13 protein-coding genes and 1 riboswitch are annotated in these 17,326 nt (G+C 35.1%); of the genes, 11 read left to right on the top strand and 2 right to left on the bottom strand.

All coding sequences use genetic code 11. The annotated features are described in order from the left end of the window. Positions 1–89: 89 nt before the first annotated feature. Positions 90–734, bottom strand: coding sequence for a transposase (locus tag RBR53_08895; GenBank protein ID MDY0132773.1), 645 nt, complete (start codon positions 732–734; stop codon positions 90–92). A gap of 177 nt (positions 735–911) precedes the next feature. On the opposite strand from RBR53_08895, the gene RBR53_08890 reads away from it, so the two are divergent. The 5 genes from RBR53_08890 (at position 912) to RBR53_08870 (ending at position 6,913) form a co-directional block, all read left to right on the top strand. Continuing rightward, positions 912–2,006, top strand: coding sequence for a DegT/DnrJ/EryC1/StrS family aminotransferase (locus tag RBR53_08890; GenBank protein MDY0132772.1), 1,095 nt, complete (start codon positions 912–914; stop codon positions 2,004–2,006). Further along, complete coding sequence (locus tag RBR53_08885) at positions 1,999–2,577, top strand: acyltransferase (GenBank protein ID MDY0132771.1); 579 nt, start codon at positions 1,999–2,001, stop codon at positions 2,575–2,577. The genes RBR53_08890 and RBR53_08885 overlap by 8 nt, the downstream gene beginning before the upstream one ends. Before the next feature lie 610 nt (positions 2,578–3,187). Next, entirely contained in the window at positions 3,188–4,591 is a 1,404-nt protein-coding gene (locus RBR53_08880; GenBank protein MDY0132770.1) for a hypothetical protein, read from the top strand. A 380-nt stretch (positions 4,592–4,971) separates the two neighbouring features. Continuing rightward, on the top strand, positions 4,972–5,604 hold the full coding sequence (locus RBR53_08875) for a cytidylate kinase-like family protein (GenBank protein ID MDY0132769.1): 633 nt from the start codon (positions 4,972–4,974) through the stop codon (positions 5,602–5,604). Positions 5,605–5,653: 49 nt separating this feature from the next. Then, positions 5,654–6,913 carry an MATE family efflux transporter gene (locus RBR53_08870; GenBank protein MDY0132768.1) on the top strand — a complete coding sequence of 420 codons (1,260 nt, stop codon included), beginning with the start codon at positions 5,654–5,656 and terminating at the stop codon, positions 6,911–6,913. Positions 6,914–7,112: 199 nt separating this feature from the next. Here the strand turns inward: RBR53_08870 and RBR53_08865 are convergent, their stop codons facing one another. Then, positions 7,113–8,438, bottom strand: a complete 1,326-nt coding sequence (locus RBR53_08865) for an acetyl-CoA hydrolase/transferase C-terminal domain-containing protein (GenBank protein MDY0132767.1) — start codon at positions 8,436–8,438, stop codon at positions 7,113–7,115. A 957-nt stretch (positions 8,439–9,395) separates the two neighbouring features. Here RBR53_08865 and ettA point away from each other — a divergent pair. From ettA to RBR53_08835, 6 genes are all read left to right on the top strand, one after another. Beyond that, a complete protein-coding gene (ettA, locus tag RBR53_08860; GenBank protein ID MDY0132766.1) occupies positions 9,396–11,078 on the top strand; it encodes an energy-dependent translational throttle protein EttA in 1,683 nt (560 codons plus the stop codon). A 111-nt stretch (positions 11,079–11,189) separates the two neighbouring features. Then, a complete protein-coding gene (locus tag RBR53_08855; protein ID MDY0132765.1) occupies positions 11,190–11,897 on the top strand; it encodes a GGDEF domain-containing protein in 708 nt (235 codons plus the stop codon). A 124-nt stretch (positions 11,898–12,021) separates the two neighbouring features. Continuing rightward, positions 12,022–12,123, top strand: a riboswitch (TPP riboswitch). A gap of 77 nt (positions 12,124–12,200) precedes the next feature. Then, complete coding sequence (gene thiC / locus RBR53_08850; GenBank protein ID MDY0132764.1) at positions 12,201–13,487, top strand: phosphomethylpyrimidine synthase ThiC; 1,287 nt, start codon at positions 12,201–12,203, stop codon at positions 13,485–13,487. 305 nt (positions 13,488–13,792) lie between these two features. Next, positions 13,793–14,644: a 3-hydroxybutyryl-CoA dehydrogenase gene (locus RBR53_08845; protein MDY0132763.1), complete on the top strand. Its 852-nt coding sequence runs from the start codon at positions 13,793–13,795 to the stop codon at positions 14,642–14,644. Between the two features lie 88 nt (positions 14,645–14,732). Further along, entirely contained in the window at positions 14,733–15,326 is a 594-nt protein-coding gene (locus tag RBR53_08840) for a GPR1/FUN34/YaaH family transporter (protein MDY0132762.1), read from the top strand. A gap of 388 nt (positions 15,327–15,714) precedes the next feature. Beyond that, on the top strand, positions 15,715–17,322 hold the full coding sequence (locus tag RBR53_08835; GenBank protein ID MDY0132761.1) for a FumA C-terminus/TtdB family hydratase beta subunit: 1,608 nt from the start codon (positions 15,715–15,717) through the stop codon (positions 17,320–17,322). The last annotated feature ends 4 nt before the right edge of the window (positions 17,323–17,326 follow it).

Genomic DNA, 17,326 nt, shown 5'->3' with positions numbered 1-17,326 from the left:
CCCTCTCTCCTGATATCTGGTCTTTGTATATTTTCAGATTATCAGAAGTTTTCTTTGGGTGGGTCAATTTTCAGCTGCAATTTTGTGCTTTAGTGGGTCAATTTTAGGCTACCAAAACTAAAGGATTTTTCTGATAAATATGTGTCTATAATTTTTTGATCGATAGTATCAAACAGGTTTTTATGACTTCTTTTCATATTAACGAGAAACTTGTTAATAGCTGAAGTAAAGATAGTGATTCTTCCAAGCTTGCGCATATTTGATTTTATGTGAACAGAGTCTATTCTTTGCTTATTAGTATCTACATTAAAAATACTTACTAAATGCTGAGTTATATTGCTGAAAAGAAGTTCATCCAAAGCATTTTCTATAACTATTTTTCTCATATTCCACAAAGTTTTTGGGCATATATATTTGGCATCATCTGATTCTTCGGTTAGATTTAATGCATAATGCCACTGCATATTGAATGCCAGCTGATTCACAGTTTCTTCATCAGTAAGGTCAAACATTTGCTGGATTATGAGAATTCCCAAAACTGTATGAAGTTCTTTTGTTGGCCTGCCAAACCCAGAGTTAAAGTAAGCTGATAGTTCTTTTACTGGTAATTTATGAAGAATTTCTTCTTGAAATAAGCCGGCCCAGGATTCTGAAAGCATTTTTTTACGTTTTGGGCTTAGAAAGTCCCATGGTGCAAAGAGTTCTTTTTGATTGTGATTTTTAATGCGAATCATAGTCTCTATCTTTAACATGTTAATATTATTAGATATATATACAATATTGTAGTAAAAATCAATAAGAAAATGATTTAAAATATTGAATAATTTTAGCTGGTTATTTAAAATAGACTTTTTACGAGTCCATCAATATTAATTTACAGCAAACTTTTTTAACTTAATCCGCAGGTGATTATGAAATTTGTAGACTTAAAAAAACAATATTTAAAATATAAAGATGAGATAGATTTTGCTATTAAAAATGTAATAGAAAACACAGCTTTTATTAATGGGCCAGATGTAAAAGCTTTTGAAAAAGAGCTTTGTGAATTTTCCGGTTCAAAAAATGCCATAGGCTGTTCTTCAGGAACTGATGCCCTTGTTATTCCAATGATGGCTCTTAATGTAAAACCAGGTGATGAAATTATTGTTCCGGCTTTTACTTTTATAGCAACTGCTGAAACCATTGCATTTTTGGGAGCAAAACCTGTTTTTGCAGATATTGACCCAATTACTTTTAATATAGACCCAAAAAGTATTGAAGAAAAAATTACTGCTAAAACCAAAGGAATAATAAGTGTTTCACTTTATGGGCAATGTGCAGACTATGATGAAATAAATAAAATTGCCAAAAAGCATAATTTATGGGTGATTGAAGACGGGGCCCAGTCCTTTGGAGCAGAATATAAAAATAAAAAATCAGGCACTTTAACTGATATTGGAACAACAAGCTTTTTTCCTGCAAAACCCCTTGGATGCTTTGGAGACGGAGGAGCAATTTTTACAAATAATTTTGAAACAGCTGAAAAAATGAGAATTATTTTAAATCATGGTCAGGAAAAAAGATACAAACACAAATATATTGGAATAAACGGAAGACTTGACACAATTCAGGCGGCAGTTTTAAGGGTTAAATTAAAATATTTTAAAGATGAAATTACCCTTAGAAATAAAGCTGCAAATATTTATACCGAGAATTTAAAAGGGATAGTTGAAACTCCGGAAGTTTTAAAAGATAATTTGTCAACTTTTGCTCAATATACAATAAGAGTTGAAAAACGAAATGAACTCCAGGAGTTTTTAAAATCAAAAGATATTCCAACAGTAGTTCACTATCCAATTCCTCTTTACAGACAGGAAGCTTTTGAATATTTAAATGAAAATACCAAAAACTTTCCTGTATCTGAAAAACTAAGCCGGGAAGTAATGTCTTTGCCAATGCATCCGTTTCTTGAAGAAAAAGATATCTTGTTTGTTTGTTCAAGCATAAAGGATTTTTATAATGGTTGAAAATTACTTTGTCCATGAGTCTTCTTATGTTGATGATAACTGCAAAATTGGTGAAAATGCCAAAATCTGGCATTTTTGTCATATTCTTAAAAACACTACAATTGGAAACAATACAAGCCTTGGACAAAATGTTGTTGCAGGGCCCAATGTAAAAATTGGAAGCAATTGTAAAATTCAAAACAATGTATCTGTATACAATGGAGTTGAAATTGAAGACGGCGTTTTTTGCGGGCCTTCTTGTGTTTTTACAAATGTGATTAATCCAAGGGCTTTTATTGAAAAAAAAGATGAGTTCAAAAACACTCTTCTTAAAAAGGGATGTTCAATTGGAGCCAATGCAACAATAATATGTGGAATAACCATTGGTAAATATGCCCTTATTGCAGCAGGAGCAGTGGTTAATAAAAATGTTTCTGATTTTGCACTTATGGCAGGTGTTCCAGCTAAGCAAATAGGCTGGGTTTGCAGATGTGGTGAAACTCTTAAATTTGAATCAGAATATGAAATCAAATGTTTATCTTGCAATACCAGATATTTAATGAAAAACAACACCCTTTGTTTATCAGAATAGTTTTCTGAACTTGTTCTAAGCTCCAGTCTTGCCCATTACCCACATCTTTTCTGCTAATTCCCAAGTTCTGGCTTGGGAACGAGCCTCGAATAAAAGATGTGGGTAAAGGGCAGAGCTCTAGCTTGGGAACCAACAGAAAAAAGTTGGAGTTTGGGAACCAGCAAAAAAATTGCTCGCCAGTTTTTTAGATAAGTATCCAATTCTTTTTTTATTAATAAAACTCATCAACTACGATTCTTGACTTTTTATTATGCCTGCACTAACAAATAGAAATAAATAAAAAAAAGGAAAAGGAGATAGAATGGATAATAAAAAAACAATGTTTAAAGAATTGATTTTTGTGCAGTTTGAAAAACTAGCGGTAACTAAGCATTGTTATGAGTAATTTTTTCCTAATTTATTTTTTAAAAACAAATTAGGAAAATTAAGAATTAAAAGTATTTAGGATGATTAAAAAAATGGGTGGATCTAGTAATTAGATAATCAGTAATTGATGAAAAATAAGATTGATTTGAGGTTTAAGTTTTAAATTCGAAGTTGAAACAGGATAAAAGGGTTCTTGATTGCTGATTAACTAAAAGAATAACCATTAAAAGGAAAATTCAAAAATATGAAAACGACAGCTAATAGAGTAGTAATGGCCATAGCCTGTTTATTTGTATTTGGTTTTGTATTTCAAGGACAGGTCAGTGCAAAAAAAATTGATACCCAGTTTGAAATCCCCAAGGGAACAAAGACCTTATATGTATCAGTAGCTAACGGCAGCAACCGAAATGACGGTAGTTTAGCTAAACCCATAAAAGATTTGCAAAAAGCCATTGACAAGGCTCCTGAAGGTGCTGTTATTTGTGTTGCTGAAGGAAATTATCTAGGCTATTTGGAGCAGGGTTGGGTAAAGGTAAACAAATATGTTTCTATTGTAGGCGGTTTTTCCAATGATTTTACTCAAAGAGATCCTATCAAGTTTCGCACTACAATGCGTCCTGGTGTTGCACAGAAAATGACTTCGGGTAATCAGGGAATAATGGATATCCGGGTAGTTGGAAAAAGAGATGGAGTTATACTTGTAGATGGGATTGTTTTTGATCGGGGACAAATAAATACCTATGTAATGCCTATTTATGACAATCCAGTAGCTTCTGCTCCCGAAGGTTGCGAAACCGGACGTATTGTAGGTGTGGGAGAATCACCACAGGGAGTTCCCGTGGTTCAGCCCGAGGGTATGAAAAGTGCCTTTCAGCTTATCAGCGGCGAGGCAGAAGGTAAGCTTACCATTCAAAATTGTGTATTCCTTAATGGATATCATTTTGCCATACAAATGTCCTGCAAAGGCGGTCATTTTGAAATAAAGAACAATTTATTTGTAGCAAACCGGATGTCTGCCTGCGAGATGCGCAGCGGGCTGGCAAAACCCAATGAGTCTTTTGTTGAGTTTCATGACAATACAGTGCTGTTTACTTGGTGCCGCACAAAACATATGGAAGACATGGGGTACGGGTTTCGCTATATGACTGGTATTGATGCCGATGTTTATAATAATATATTTGGCTGCAGCAATTACGGAGCCTTGGATCGTACCTATATTGATGCTGATAAAAGGAAAGAAGCTAAGCGGGTAACTTCGGCTTGGAACAACTTGTTTTTTGGCAATAGAAATGGCGATTTGGTAATGCCTTCAGGCGGTGGTGGATGGACCTATGTTCTTGCAAAAAACTTTGAAGATGTAGAGCAGCTTGTTAAATACGAAAATAATAGAGAAATGAATGAAGAAGAAGTAACTGCCATTAGTAAAAAAATAGTGGCTCCTTATCTTAAAGGATTTATAGGAATTACAGGCACACAAACCTCTTCATTCAATCCAAATTCATCGTTAAACCAGTTTAGAAATGCATTGGGGATGAATATGCAGGGAACAGAAACTGTTCGGGTTTCCATGTATGGTAACCGTTATCCCTATGAAAAAGTATTTGATCTTTTTGGAGCTGTAGAAGGCTATGGAGCACAGATACCTTAAGAATAAATGGTAATAGATTGGTTCCAAAGGGTTAGGCGATTATTATCAGGCTAACTTTTTTATATGGGAAAATTTAATAGTTTTTGTTTATTTAGGGGAAATCGAGCATTTAAAGATGCTGCTGATTTCCCCTTTATTTTTTGTATCATCAAGTTTTTTTAACTGGTTGGTCTTTTGTAAAAATTTGCTGCTAAAGTTTCTTTACTATTAAGGTAAATTGTTGCAGAAGATAAACAAATGACCAGCTACACAATTAAAATTGCTGACAATGATGGAAGTTTTTTTCTGTATGATCTTATTCGTAAAAAGTCTTTAACCCAAATTAAGTATTGTATTTTAGTAAGGCAGAAATTTAAAGAGCTCTAATAAAGGGAGAGAGCATGCAAATCGTTACTATTAGTCGAGAGTTTGGCAGCGGAGGAAGAGAGCTTGGTAAAAGGTTGGCTGATTTTTTTGGCTGTGATTATTACGACAAAGAAATTATTACTTTTATAGCCTCAAACAAGGGTATGGATGAAAATTATGTAGAACGGGCCATAGAGCAGGAAACATGGCAAAAAAGACCCTTGACTTTCCGTAAAGCCATTGCTGGAATTTCTCTACATTCTGTCCAGACAGGTTTGCTCTTAGAACAAAAAAAAGTAATTGAGCAGATTGCAGCAACCGGGAAAGACTTTGTCATTGTGGGAAGAAATGCGGATGTGCTGCTTAAAAAATACAAGCCCTTCAATATTTTTGTTTGTGCTGATATGAAAGCAAAAATTTCTCGCTGTATAGAAATTGATCCCGAATATAGGGAGTTGACTGCCAAAGAAATAGAAAAAAAGATTCGTCGGGTTGATAAAAATCGAGCTCAGGTCTGCGAGCTTATTTCAGGGAACAGTTGGGGAGACAGATACGATTATCAATTAACTCTAAATACCACAGATTGGAATATTAAAGAGTTAACTCCGGTAGTAGCTGAATTTGTAAAATCCTGGTGCGGAAGAACAGAAGTTGATTCAGTTATCTGACCGGTTTAACTATAAAAAATTATTAAGGTTTACCTTCCCATCTATAGTCATGCTGGTTTTTACTTCTATTTATGGAGTGGTTGACGGTTTTTTTGTTTCTAATTTTGTAGGGAAAACCCCCTTTGCGGCCGTCAACTTTATTATGCCTTTTCTTATGATTTTGGCATGTGTAGGTTTTATGTTTGGAACCGGTGGTGGTGCTTTGATTGCCAAAACCATAGGCCAGGGTGAAAAAGAAAAGGCAAATCAGATTTTTTCTCTTCTGATTTATGTATCTATAGTGATCAGTGTTTTTTTAACTATTTTTGGTATTGTTTTTATTCGACCCATCGCTGCTGCGCTTGGGGCAGAGGGGCAGTTGCTGGAAGGCAGTATTCTCTACGGACGAGTTGTTTTAATTTCAATTCCTGCTTTTGTCCTTCAAATTGAGTTCCAATGCCTGTTTGCTACTGCAGAAAAACCCAAAATTGGAATGGGTATTACTGTTGCGGCAGGCATAATTAATATAGTTTTAGATATCTTGTTTATTGTTGTTTTCTCCTGGGGGCTTGTGGGTGCAGCAGCAGCTACTGTTATAAGCGAGTGTGTTGGAGGTATTGTTCCTTTAATTTATTTTAGTAAGAAAAACACCAGTCTTCTTCAATTGACCAAAACTAAATTTGACGGAAAAACACTGCTCAAGGCATCTATTAATGGCTCTTCTGAAATGGTTAATGTTATTTCCATGTCAACTGTTGGAATGCTTTATAATATGCAGTTGCTGAAATATGCGGGTGAAGACGGGGTTGCTGCCTTTGGTGTTCTCATGTATGTTGAGTTGATTTTTATTGCTATGTTTATTGGATACTCTGTTGGCTCGGCTCCGGTGATAAGCTATCATTATGGTGCTGATAATAATGATGAATTAAAGGGATTGACAAAAAAGAGTATTGTCATTATTGGGGTTTTTTCTTTTTTCATGTTTATTGCTGCTCAAGTTTTTTCACGACCCTTGTCTCTTTTGTTTGTAGGCTATGACCAAGTATTGATGGCCATGACGTTAAGGGCGTTTTTTATTTTTTCCTTTTCATTTTTGTTTGCAGGATTTGGAATTTATGGTTCCTCCTTTTTTACTGCAATGAACGACGGGTTGACATCTGCTTTTATATCTTTTTTAAGAACTCTTGTGTTTCAAGTTGCTGCTGTTTTAATTTTTCCATTATTCTGGGGAGTGGATGGAATTTGGATATCTATTGTGGCGGCAGAAGCTATGGCTGTTTTTGTTACTTTGTTGTTTTTTATTGGGAATCGTAAAAAATATCATTATTGAGTTTTTGATAAATAGTATTAAACTTTACAGTTTCATATAAAATAAATAGTTATAGACTTGGATTTAGCTCAAATTTAATTCCCTAATTGAAGGTCTTATATCTTTAAATTAAAAAAACTCCAGCTCAATAAGAGCTGGAGTAGGATGATTTAAAAATTTACTTGATTTCCACCGGGTTTATTTGGTGGAGTATGGCTTGCTATTTGTTGGATCTTCTCCAAATGTTCATTGCTTCGGCATCTTTTACCAGTTGATCCTGAAAATCAGGGTGAGCAATGGCAATCAATGCTTCTGCACGCTCCCAGGTACTTTTGCCTTTTAGATTGGCAATTCCGTTTTCTGTTACTATCATATGAGCGGCTGTTCTGGGGGTTGTTACTATGGCCCCTATGGCAAGAGTAGGATTGAGGGAAGAAATTCTTTTCCCTTTAACTTCCTTTACTGATGGGGTGCAAATAAAGCTTTGACCACCTTTTGACTTGTATGCTCCTTCTACAAAGTCTAGCTGCCCGCCTGTACCGCTGATGTGACGAGTACCAATACTTTCAGAACATACCTGTCCAAACAAGTCCACTTCAACACAAGCATTGATGGATACCATATTATCCAGTTGGGCGATAACCTTTGGGTGGTTTACATAATCAACATTATACGAGATGCATCCCGGGTTATCATCAATAAAGTCATAGACTTTTTGTGTACCCATGGCAAATGAAAATACCTGTTTATAGGTATCAAGACTTTTGCATTTTCCTGTAATTTTTCCAGCTTCTGTCATTTTTACGAAGGCATCAACATACATTTCAGTATGAACACCTAAGTCTTTTAGATCGGAAGCGGCGATCATTCCGCCAACAGCGTTTGGTACGCCTCCGATACCTAATTGAATACAGCAACCATTTCTCAGTAGAGGGATAATATGTTCTGCAATTTTTATATCAACCTCACTGGGCTCAGCGTCTGGAAGGACGGGTATATTATTGTCCACCTCTATGAGATGGTCAATCTGGCTGACATGAATACTTTCCTGACCACCACCAAGTACTCTGGGCATGTTGGGGTTTACTTCAAGAATTCGAATCTTGGCAATTTCATAGGCAGCCATAGCACTAGGATTACCAGCTCCCCAACTAAAATAACCATGCTTATCCATGGGGCTCACCTGGGAAACAAAAATATCGTTTGGTGCACAATCTTTTCGGGTCATTAAAGGGCATTCATGGAATTTCATGGGAATGTAATAAAGCCCTTTGTCGATCCATTTTCTATCATGGGCAGCAACATGCCAACTGTTCCAGGTAAAAGTCTCAGTGCAAGCTTCCAGTGTATAATGGGGGTATGCACCGATATCACAACGAATTTTGACATCATTGAGCTCATCCTTGCGTTTTGCCAAAGCTTTGTCAAAAGCATCAGAGGCACATACTCCAAAGGCATATTCTATCCAGTCACCTGATTTTACAACTTTAGCAACTTCGTCTGCCGTTGCCAGTTTGCTTTTATAGATTTTTTCCCATTTACCCATAATATTAACAACCTCCTAATTTCTAATTTGATTTTAATGTGATCTTAGCCGTTAGAGATTCTTTTGTTTCATTTTTGTTTGATGTAGATTTGGAAACTTTTTTCTTACAATTGAAAATTTTTTGAATGTTTAAAAATTAATCTCATGCCTTTTTAAATCAAGACTAGACTGAGTTAGAACCTATTCAACTCAAATTTTATTTGCATATCTGGTTACACCAAAAACTCTAGCTTTCATCCTAGGTTTTTTTGTTAATCAGTTTGCAGTTTGACTGTCTTGAAATATTTAGCAATGTACTGCAACTAGATACATTGCAATCTATGTGCCATAAATTTTTTCTATCAACTAAGTTGTCTAATTGCAGGCAATAAAGTAGAAGCTTAAATAAACAAATCAGCGGGAAAATCGTGGATTATGTAACTATTGGGTTACTTGCGGTGAGGTTGATAACTCAGGTAACTTTGCCTAACAAGGATTAGGGAGCCTGAGGGGCGTTATGTGCACATAAGGAAACTGTGTTTGCCCAGGCCCATTTTTTGATAAAAAAAGCTCCGAGTGCAATTATAGCTTTTTTATCAATTTTTTTGGTTGTTGTTTAGGCAAAGTTTTGAAATTAGGCTTAATTTTAAAAAAACTAATAGCAGAGCTTTCTTTGTAAAGGCTTAATTAGTGCTGTATTTAAATGTTATTTTCTAGGGCTGCCTAGGGAGCTTTTAAAAAAATTAGCCTGATCATGGGAGAAAAGCAAGTATTTTACAGTTGAGGAATGCTAAATTTGTTTGAAATTTAATTCATCTGTTTCCTGTTAATCTAAAGTAAATTGGCTTAGATTCTTTAGATTTTTATTTCTTGCTGAAAACATAGCTTTAAAGTCTGTTCAAAAGCCTATTGTCTTGGTATAGATATAGATTCTTAAAAATTTAATTATCCATTTAATTATCCAAGGAGTTTTGCAGTATGAGTAATGATCCGCATAAAATAATTTATTCAATGATGAAAGTCAGTAAATTTCATCAGAATAAACCAGTTATAAAAGATATTTCACTTTCATATTTTTATGGAGCCAAAATTGGAGTTTTAGGACTTAACGGAGCAGGGAAAAGTACTCTTTTAAGAATCATGGCAGGGGTTGATAAAGAATTTAATGGTGAGGCAGTTCTTTCACCTGGATATTCGGTTGGATTTCTTGAGCAGGAACCAGAGCTTGATCCTGAAAAAACAGTAAGAGAAATTGTTGAAGAAGGAATGCAGGAGCTTGTTGATCTTTTAAAAGAATACAATTCAATAAGTGAAAAATTTGCTGAACCAATGTCTGATGATGAAATGACTGCACTTATAGAAAAGCAGGGCGAACTTCAGGAAAAATTAGACACTCTTGATGCCTGGGATGTTGATTCAAGGCTTGAAATGGCAATGGACGCATTGAGATGTCCTCCTTCAGATACAAAAACAAAAGTATTGTCAGGCGGTGAAAAAAGAAGAGTGGCTCTTTGCAGGCTTTTGCTTCAAAAGCCAGATATTCTTCTTCTTGACGAGCCCACAAACCATCTTGACGCTGAAACTATTGCTTGGCTTGAACATCATCTTCATACTTATCAAGGTACAATTATTGCTGTTACCCATGATAGGTATTTTCTCGATAATGTTGCAGGATGGATTTTGGAACTTGATCAGGGTTATGGTATCCCCTGGAAGGGAAATTATTCTTCGTGGCTTGAGCAGAAACAAAACAGACTGAACCTGGAAGATAAAAAAGAAACTGAAAGACAAAAAACCCTTCAAAGGGAACTTGAGTGGATAAAAATGTCTCCAAAAGGAAGACAGGCAAAATCAAAAGCAAGAATAAACTCTTATGAATCCCTTTTAAAGCAGGGCAGTGAAAAAAGAATTGAAGATCTTAAAATTTATATTCCGCCGGGGCCAAGGCTTGGAAATAAGGTGATTGAAGCTGAAAATCTTTCAAAGGCTTTTGATGATAAACTTTTGTTTGAAAATATGAATTTTATGCTTCCTCCCGGTGGGATTGTAGGAATTATCGGGCCCAATGGTGCTGGTAAAACAACTCTTTTCAAAATGATAACAGGGCAGGAAAAGCCAACTTCAGGTACTTTGTCAATAGGCGAGTCTGTAAAGCTTGCATATGCTGATCAATTAAGGGGAACTCTTGATCCTGAAAAATCCATTTGGGAAGTTATTTCAGGAGGAAATGACACTATTGAGCTTGGAGGCAGAGAAGTTAATTCAAGAGCTTATGTAGGAAGATTTAATTTTTCAGGCAGTGACCAGCAAAAACAGGTAAAAATGCTTTCAGGCGGTGAAAGAAACAGGGTTCATCTTGCCTGTATTTTAAAAGACGGAGCCAATGTTTTACTTCTTGACGAACCTACAAATGATCTTGATGTAAATACAATGAGGGCTCTTGAAGAAGCTTTGGAAAATTTCGGAGGCTGTGCTGTGATAATAAGCCATGACAGGTGGTTTCTTGACAGAGTGGCAACCCATATTCTTGCTTTTGAAGGAGATTCAAATTTAGTCTGGTTCGAGGGTAACTATTCTGATTATGAAAAGGACAAAAAGAAAAGACTTGGAAAGGCTGCTGAAATTCCCAGGCGAATAAAATACAGACAGCTTACCAGGTAATTTTTTAGAATTGAGCGTTTTTGGAGTTAAAAAAATGCTCAATTTGACTTTAACAGTTTAATTAAAAACTTTAGGTTGATTAAATCCATGGACTTTATTTAAGCGGTTTTTATGCGAACAATTTTAAAAAAAATACTTATTATAGAATGTTTAGGGTTTGTCTCTATTTTAGTTTCCCTGTGGATGGTTGAGGTTTTTAATCTTTTCCATTATCTTTTTGGATTTGAAAAAACTTCAATAAACTGGGCTGAAATCTATTTTAATTCTGCTTTAATTATTATTATATCAATTATAGTAGTTTCTTTCACAAGGAAGATGCATGAAAAAATAGAAGATATTGGAATGCGGGATTTGTTGACAGGTCTTTTTAACAGAAGATATGTACACGAGTATTTTGAAAAGGTTAAAGAAAAAAAAATAAAAAGATTTTTTTCTTTTATCCTTTGTGATTTGGATCATTTTAAAAAAGTTAATGATACTTATGGACATGATTGCGGAGACTATGTTCTTAAAGAAACCGCCCGAATTATGAAAAGTAAAATCAGAGATGGAGATCTTGCCAGCAGATGGGGTGGAGAAGAGTTCCTTCTAGTCTTACCGGATCTTGAAGCTGATTCTGCTTTTGATGTTGCGGAAAGAATTAGAAAAGAATTGTTTGATTTTGAATTTTCCTGGGGTAGTGAGAAATTTAAAATTTCAATGAGCTTTGGAGTCGCTGGAAACTGGCTGTATGATAATCATCCCTACGATATTATAACCATTGCCGACGAAAAGCTTTATGAAGCTAAAAATACAGGGAGAAATAAAGTTGTGTGTTAGTGTTTTCTAAGCCTTTTTTCCCATGGAATTTCCCCAGATTGTGTGAAAATACTTTATCCAGAAATAAAAATAAAAAAATGATATATTTGCTTTGACATAAGTTTTTAAACAACTGAAAATATTTTTTACTCGTTAGGGGTGTCTTAATGACTGAGAGTCTCACTTTGAGTGACCCTTAACACCTGATCAGGATTATGCCTGCGTAGGGAAACGAGTTTAAATTTTAGAAAGTATTGAATTTAAGCCGTTTCTTTTTATAGGGAACGGCTTTTTTATTTTAATTATACAATAAAAGGAAAGATTATGGCTACCCAGCTAACTTATGCACTTGAAGGTAAAATTACCAAAGCAATGGAAGAAGTGGCAGAAGATGAAAATTATAGCCCTGAGGAAATTTGTGAAAAGGTCAAGTCAGGAAGAGTTGTTATTCCAATAAATAAAAACAGAAGTTTTAGAGCTGTTGGAATTGGAGAGGGTTTAAAAACCAAAGTTAACGCCAATATTGGGACTTCTCCAAGCCGTCATTGTATGGAATCAGAGCTCTTAAAGCTTAAAACAGCAGTTGAGGCAGGAGCTGATGCTGTTATGGATCTTTCCACTGGGGGAAATCTTTCTGAAATTTTGAAAGAAATTATTTCAAAATCTCCTGTAATGATAGGAACAGTGCCTATTTATAAGGTTGTGTCAAAGTATATATCAAGCGGAAGGCAGGCTCTTGAATTTACTAAGGAAGACCTTTTTGAAGAAATTCTTTTTCATGCAAAATCAGGGGTTGATTTTATTACAGTTCATTGCGGAATTACAAAGCATACTGTTTCAGTTCTTGAAAATTGTGATAGAAAAATGGGGATAGTTTCAAGAGGCGGCAGTTTTCTTGCAGAGTGGATTGTGAGAAATAAAAAGGAAAATCCATTATATGAATATTTTGATGAGCTTCTTGATATTTGCCTTAAATATGATCTCACCCTTTCACTTGGAGACGGACTCCGACCTGGAGCAATCTGTGATGCTGAGGACCGAGCTCAAATTTCTGAACTTATAACTCTTGGTGAACTTACTAAAAGAGCAAGGGCAAGGGGAGTTCAGGTAATGATTGAAGGGCCTGGTCATGTTCCTTTAAATAGAATTGCAGGGGATATGAAACAGCAAAAAAGATTTTGTGAAAATGCTCCATATTATGTCTTAGGCCCGCTTCCTACAGATGTCGCTCCAGGATATGATCACATTGTCGGAGCAATTGGAGGTGCTGTTGCCGCAGCCAATGGAGCTGATTTTCTTTGTTATGTAACACCTGCAGAGCATCTTACTCTTCCGGATCTTGAAGATGTAAGACTGGGTGTTGTTACTTCAAAAATTGCGGCTCATATAGGAGATATAGAAAAAGGTGTGAAAGGTGCCTGGGAAAGAAATCTTGAAATGGCTGATGCCAGGAGAAATTTTGACTGGGAAAAAATGTTTGAACTTTCAATAGATCCTGAGCTTGCAAGAAAAAGAAGGAATTCTTCTGAAGACAGTAAAAGAGATGTTTGCACAATGTGTGGTGACTTATGTGCATTAAAAACTTGGGACAGAGCAGTTAACTCAAAATAAGTCCAGATAAAGTCCTGGTTTTTTTGAAAAGTTTGCTAGAGCTCATTGTGACATTATGTGTAGATAACACCCCTTCAATCATGTAACCACTGTTAACCCTGAATGTTCGTGTTTTTAACAGCATCTAAGGTAACCGTTTGGTTACATGGTAGCTGTGGTTTGCTAGTTTGCTTTTTTTATTTCCAGCTCTAATATTTTAATATATTGATTTAGTTGGGGATGGAGTCTGTGGCATAGTGATTGCATATCTTAATCTTAAAATACAAAGGTAAATATTTTCTAAATCAATAAAATAAGGATTCAAAATGGAAATTAAACTTTTTGGTGTGGTTGGGGCCGGTCAAATGGGGAATGGAATTGCACAGGTTGCAGCTCAAAGTGGCCTAGATGTAATAATGTATGACATCAGCGATGAAGCATGTGAAAAGGGTCTTTCAGTTATAGAAAAAAATCTTTCAAGATCTGTATCCAAAGAAAGAATGACTGATGATGAAAAAAATCAAATTATGAAAAGAATTAAAACCTCATCAGATCTATCTGGTTTAAAGGATGCTGACTTTGTTGTAGAGGCTGCAGTTGAAAGAGAAGATCTTAAGTTTAAGCTTTTTAAAGACCTTGATGGGATTTGTAAAAAAGATATTATTCTTGCAACAAACACTTCTTCCATTCCAATAGGAAGAATAGCATCCCAGACAAAAAGGCCAGAAAAAGTAATTGGAATGCATTTTATGAATCCAGTTCCGGTTATGAAGCTTGTAGAAATTATCCGAGGTCTTGAAACTGATCAAAAAACTTTTGATATTACAATTGGCCTGATTGATAAGTTTGGAAAAACTCCTGCGGAGTCAAGCGATTTTCCTGGATTTATAGCAAACAGAATTCTTATGCCAATGCTTAATGAAGCTGTTTTTACACTTTATCACGGTGTGGGAACAAAAGAGGCTATAGACTCAGCGATGAAGCTTGGTATGAATCATCCAATGGGCCCGCTTGCACTGGCAGATCTCATTGGTCTTGATACCTGTCTTGCAATCATGGAAACTCTTCATAAAGGTTTTGGTGATTCCAAGTATCGTCCATGCCCATTGCTTAGAAAATATGTTGAAGCAGGCAGGCTTGGTCGAAAAACAGGTCGCGGGTTTTATGAGTATAACTAAGGCTTTTATATCTCTCCTAAATATATATGAGCAAAAGACAATAGTTTTTAATTACCCTTGAAAGCATTAAAATTAAAGGAGCATTTTTATGACAGAAATTAAGCATTCCTTCGCAACTCCTGCACCTGCAGGGCTTGGAGCACTTGTTGTAGCATGTTTTGGTTTTGGAGCTGTTTTTCTTGGTAAAATAGAATTAGCAGGTCTGCCTTTGCTTGCTGCTTGGCTTTTTGGGGGCGGAATTGTTCAGTTTACAGTTGCCGTTATTGAGCTAAAAGATCATAATGTTACAGGAGGTAATGTATTTCTCTTTTTTTGTGCCTTTTTCATGTTTGCTGCTTGCTTTAGTACTTTGGCAAAGTTTTTCATGATTAAATCAGGGATTACACCTCATGTAGTTATCGAGGGATGGTGTTGGATGGCAGGAGCTTTGTTTCTTACAGTAGTAACACCTGCTTATTTGAAAACATCTTTGCTTTTATTTATTGTTGTTATTCTCCTTGACATAGCTTTATGGCTTATTTTTTTGCTTGACATGGGGGTTGCTTCAACTGGGGTAAAACCGATTATAGGATGGGTTCTGATTACAGCAGGATTTATTGCTCTTTATATAATTGGTGCAGTTACTAATAATACTGTTTTTAATAGGACTGTCTTACCTCTTCCTGGTCCAATAGTTAAATAGTTAAAAACTATAGTAAGATTAACCAGCCTTGACCGAGGCTGGTTACCCAAACCTTTCTCAAAATTCTTTGTCCCAAGCCTGTAACAGCTTTTATTCAAGTTTTTTCCTTTTATACCAAAAACTATAAAGTTTGTTTAAATTCCGTTCTCATTGTTTTAATTGACAAGTTAAAGTCTAGTAGATTAATGTTCCAATCTTTTCAAAATTGTAGTATTATTTATAATTCCTTGTTAGCAACTTTTTGTTTTTTAGTAAGTGATTGAACAAAAGTTAGAAGTTTGTTTTATTTCAATTAAGAATTTAAACTTCAGGGATAATTTTTTATAAGTTTGGTGAAATTTAAGCTGGTAGATATTTAAATCAATTAGGTTAAATAAGGTTACAAAACATGTCTGAATTTAAATACTTACCCCTTTATCCTATGTTTGATTTTGGGAACGTAAAATTTGAAAAAGTTTCTGGTAAAGGGGGCTCTGTTTTAAAGTTTGATAACAAAAACTATCTTAAAATAGAGTATGATGACTTAAAAACAATTGCAGAAAAAAGTTTTTCAGAAATAAACTATTTTTTTTCAAAATCTCATCTTCAAAAATTATCAGATATTTTAAAAGATAAAGAATCAAGTGAAAATGACAAATTTGTTGCAAGAAAATTAATTGAAAATGCTGTGATTTCATCTTCAAAAATTTTCCCTCTATGCCAAGATACTGGTACTGCAACAATTTCAGCTGAAAAAGGAAATTTAGTCTTAACAGATTTTGATGAAAAAAAAGCTTTGAGCGAAGGGGTTTTTGAAACATATAAAAATGAAAACCTAAGGTATTCACAGCTTGTTCCCTTATCTTTTTATGAAGAAATAAATTCAAAAACAAATCTTCCGGCTCAAATAGATATTTATTCAGGAAAAGGAAATGATTTTAAATTCAACTTTGTAGCAAAAGGAGGAGGGTCTTCCAATAAGACATTCTTTTTTACTGAAAATAAATCCCTTCTAAAGCCAGCTGAATTTAGAACTTTTCTTGAAGCAAATATAAAAAAAATAGGAACAGCAGCTTGCCCTCCTTATAATATCGGTGTTGTGATTGGAGGAACTTCTCCTGAAATGAATCTTAAAACCTTAAAACTCCTTACTTCAGGTTCGCTTGAACATGTCAAGCCTTCAAAATCAGGTGAATATTATGCTTTAAGAGATTTTGAAATTGAAAAAATTATTTCTGATATCTGCGTAAACACGAAAATGGGAGCTCAGTACGGAGGAAAATACTTTGCTTTATCAACCAAAGCCATAAGCCTTCCAAGGCATGGAGCTTCTGTGTTTGTAAGTATAGGGGTCAGCTGTTATGCTCACAGGAATCAATTTGGGCTTATTAATGAGGATGGAATTTTTCTTGAAGAAAAAGAAAAAGATCCTTCAAAGTATCTTCCCGACGAACAAGTTGATTTTAAAAATCCTGCTAAAATAAATCTTGATCAGCCAATGGATAAAATAAGAGAAGAGCTTTCAAAATTAAGTGTTTCAAGCCCTATACTTTTAAATGGAACTATTATTGTAGCCAGAGATATTGCCCATTCAAAAATTTTGGAAATTTTGGAAAAAGAAAAAACACTTCCAGCCTATATAAAAAATCACCCTGTATATTATGCAGGTCCAGCAAAGGTTCCCTTGGGGTTTCCATCTGGTTCTTTTGGGCCGACAACTTCAGCAAGAATGGATTCATATACTGAACCATTTCAAAAGAACCAAGGTTCTCTTGTAATGATCGGCAAAGGGAACAGAGCCTCAATTGTAAAAAACTCTTGCCAAAAATATAAAGGATTTTATCTTGGAGCAATAGGCGGAGCTGCCGCACTTGTAGGAAAAAATTGTATAAAATCAATTGAGGTTATAGATTTTGAAGAGCTTGGAATGGAGGCGGTTTTTAAAATTAAAGTAAATGATTTTCCAGCTTTTCTTGTAATAGATGACAAGGGCAATGACTTTTTTGAAAACCTTTAAATGC

Source organism: Desulforegulaceae bacterium (assembly GCA_034006035.1).
In the GTDB taxonomy this organism is placed as follows: Bacteria; Desulfobacterota; Desulfobacteria; order Desulfobacterales; family JACKCP01; genus JACKCP01.
The sequence above is the reverse complement of the archived record's forward strand: the minus strand, read 5'-3'. Positions and strand labels throughout refer to the sequence as shown.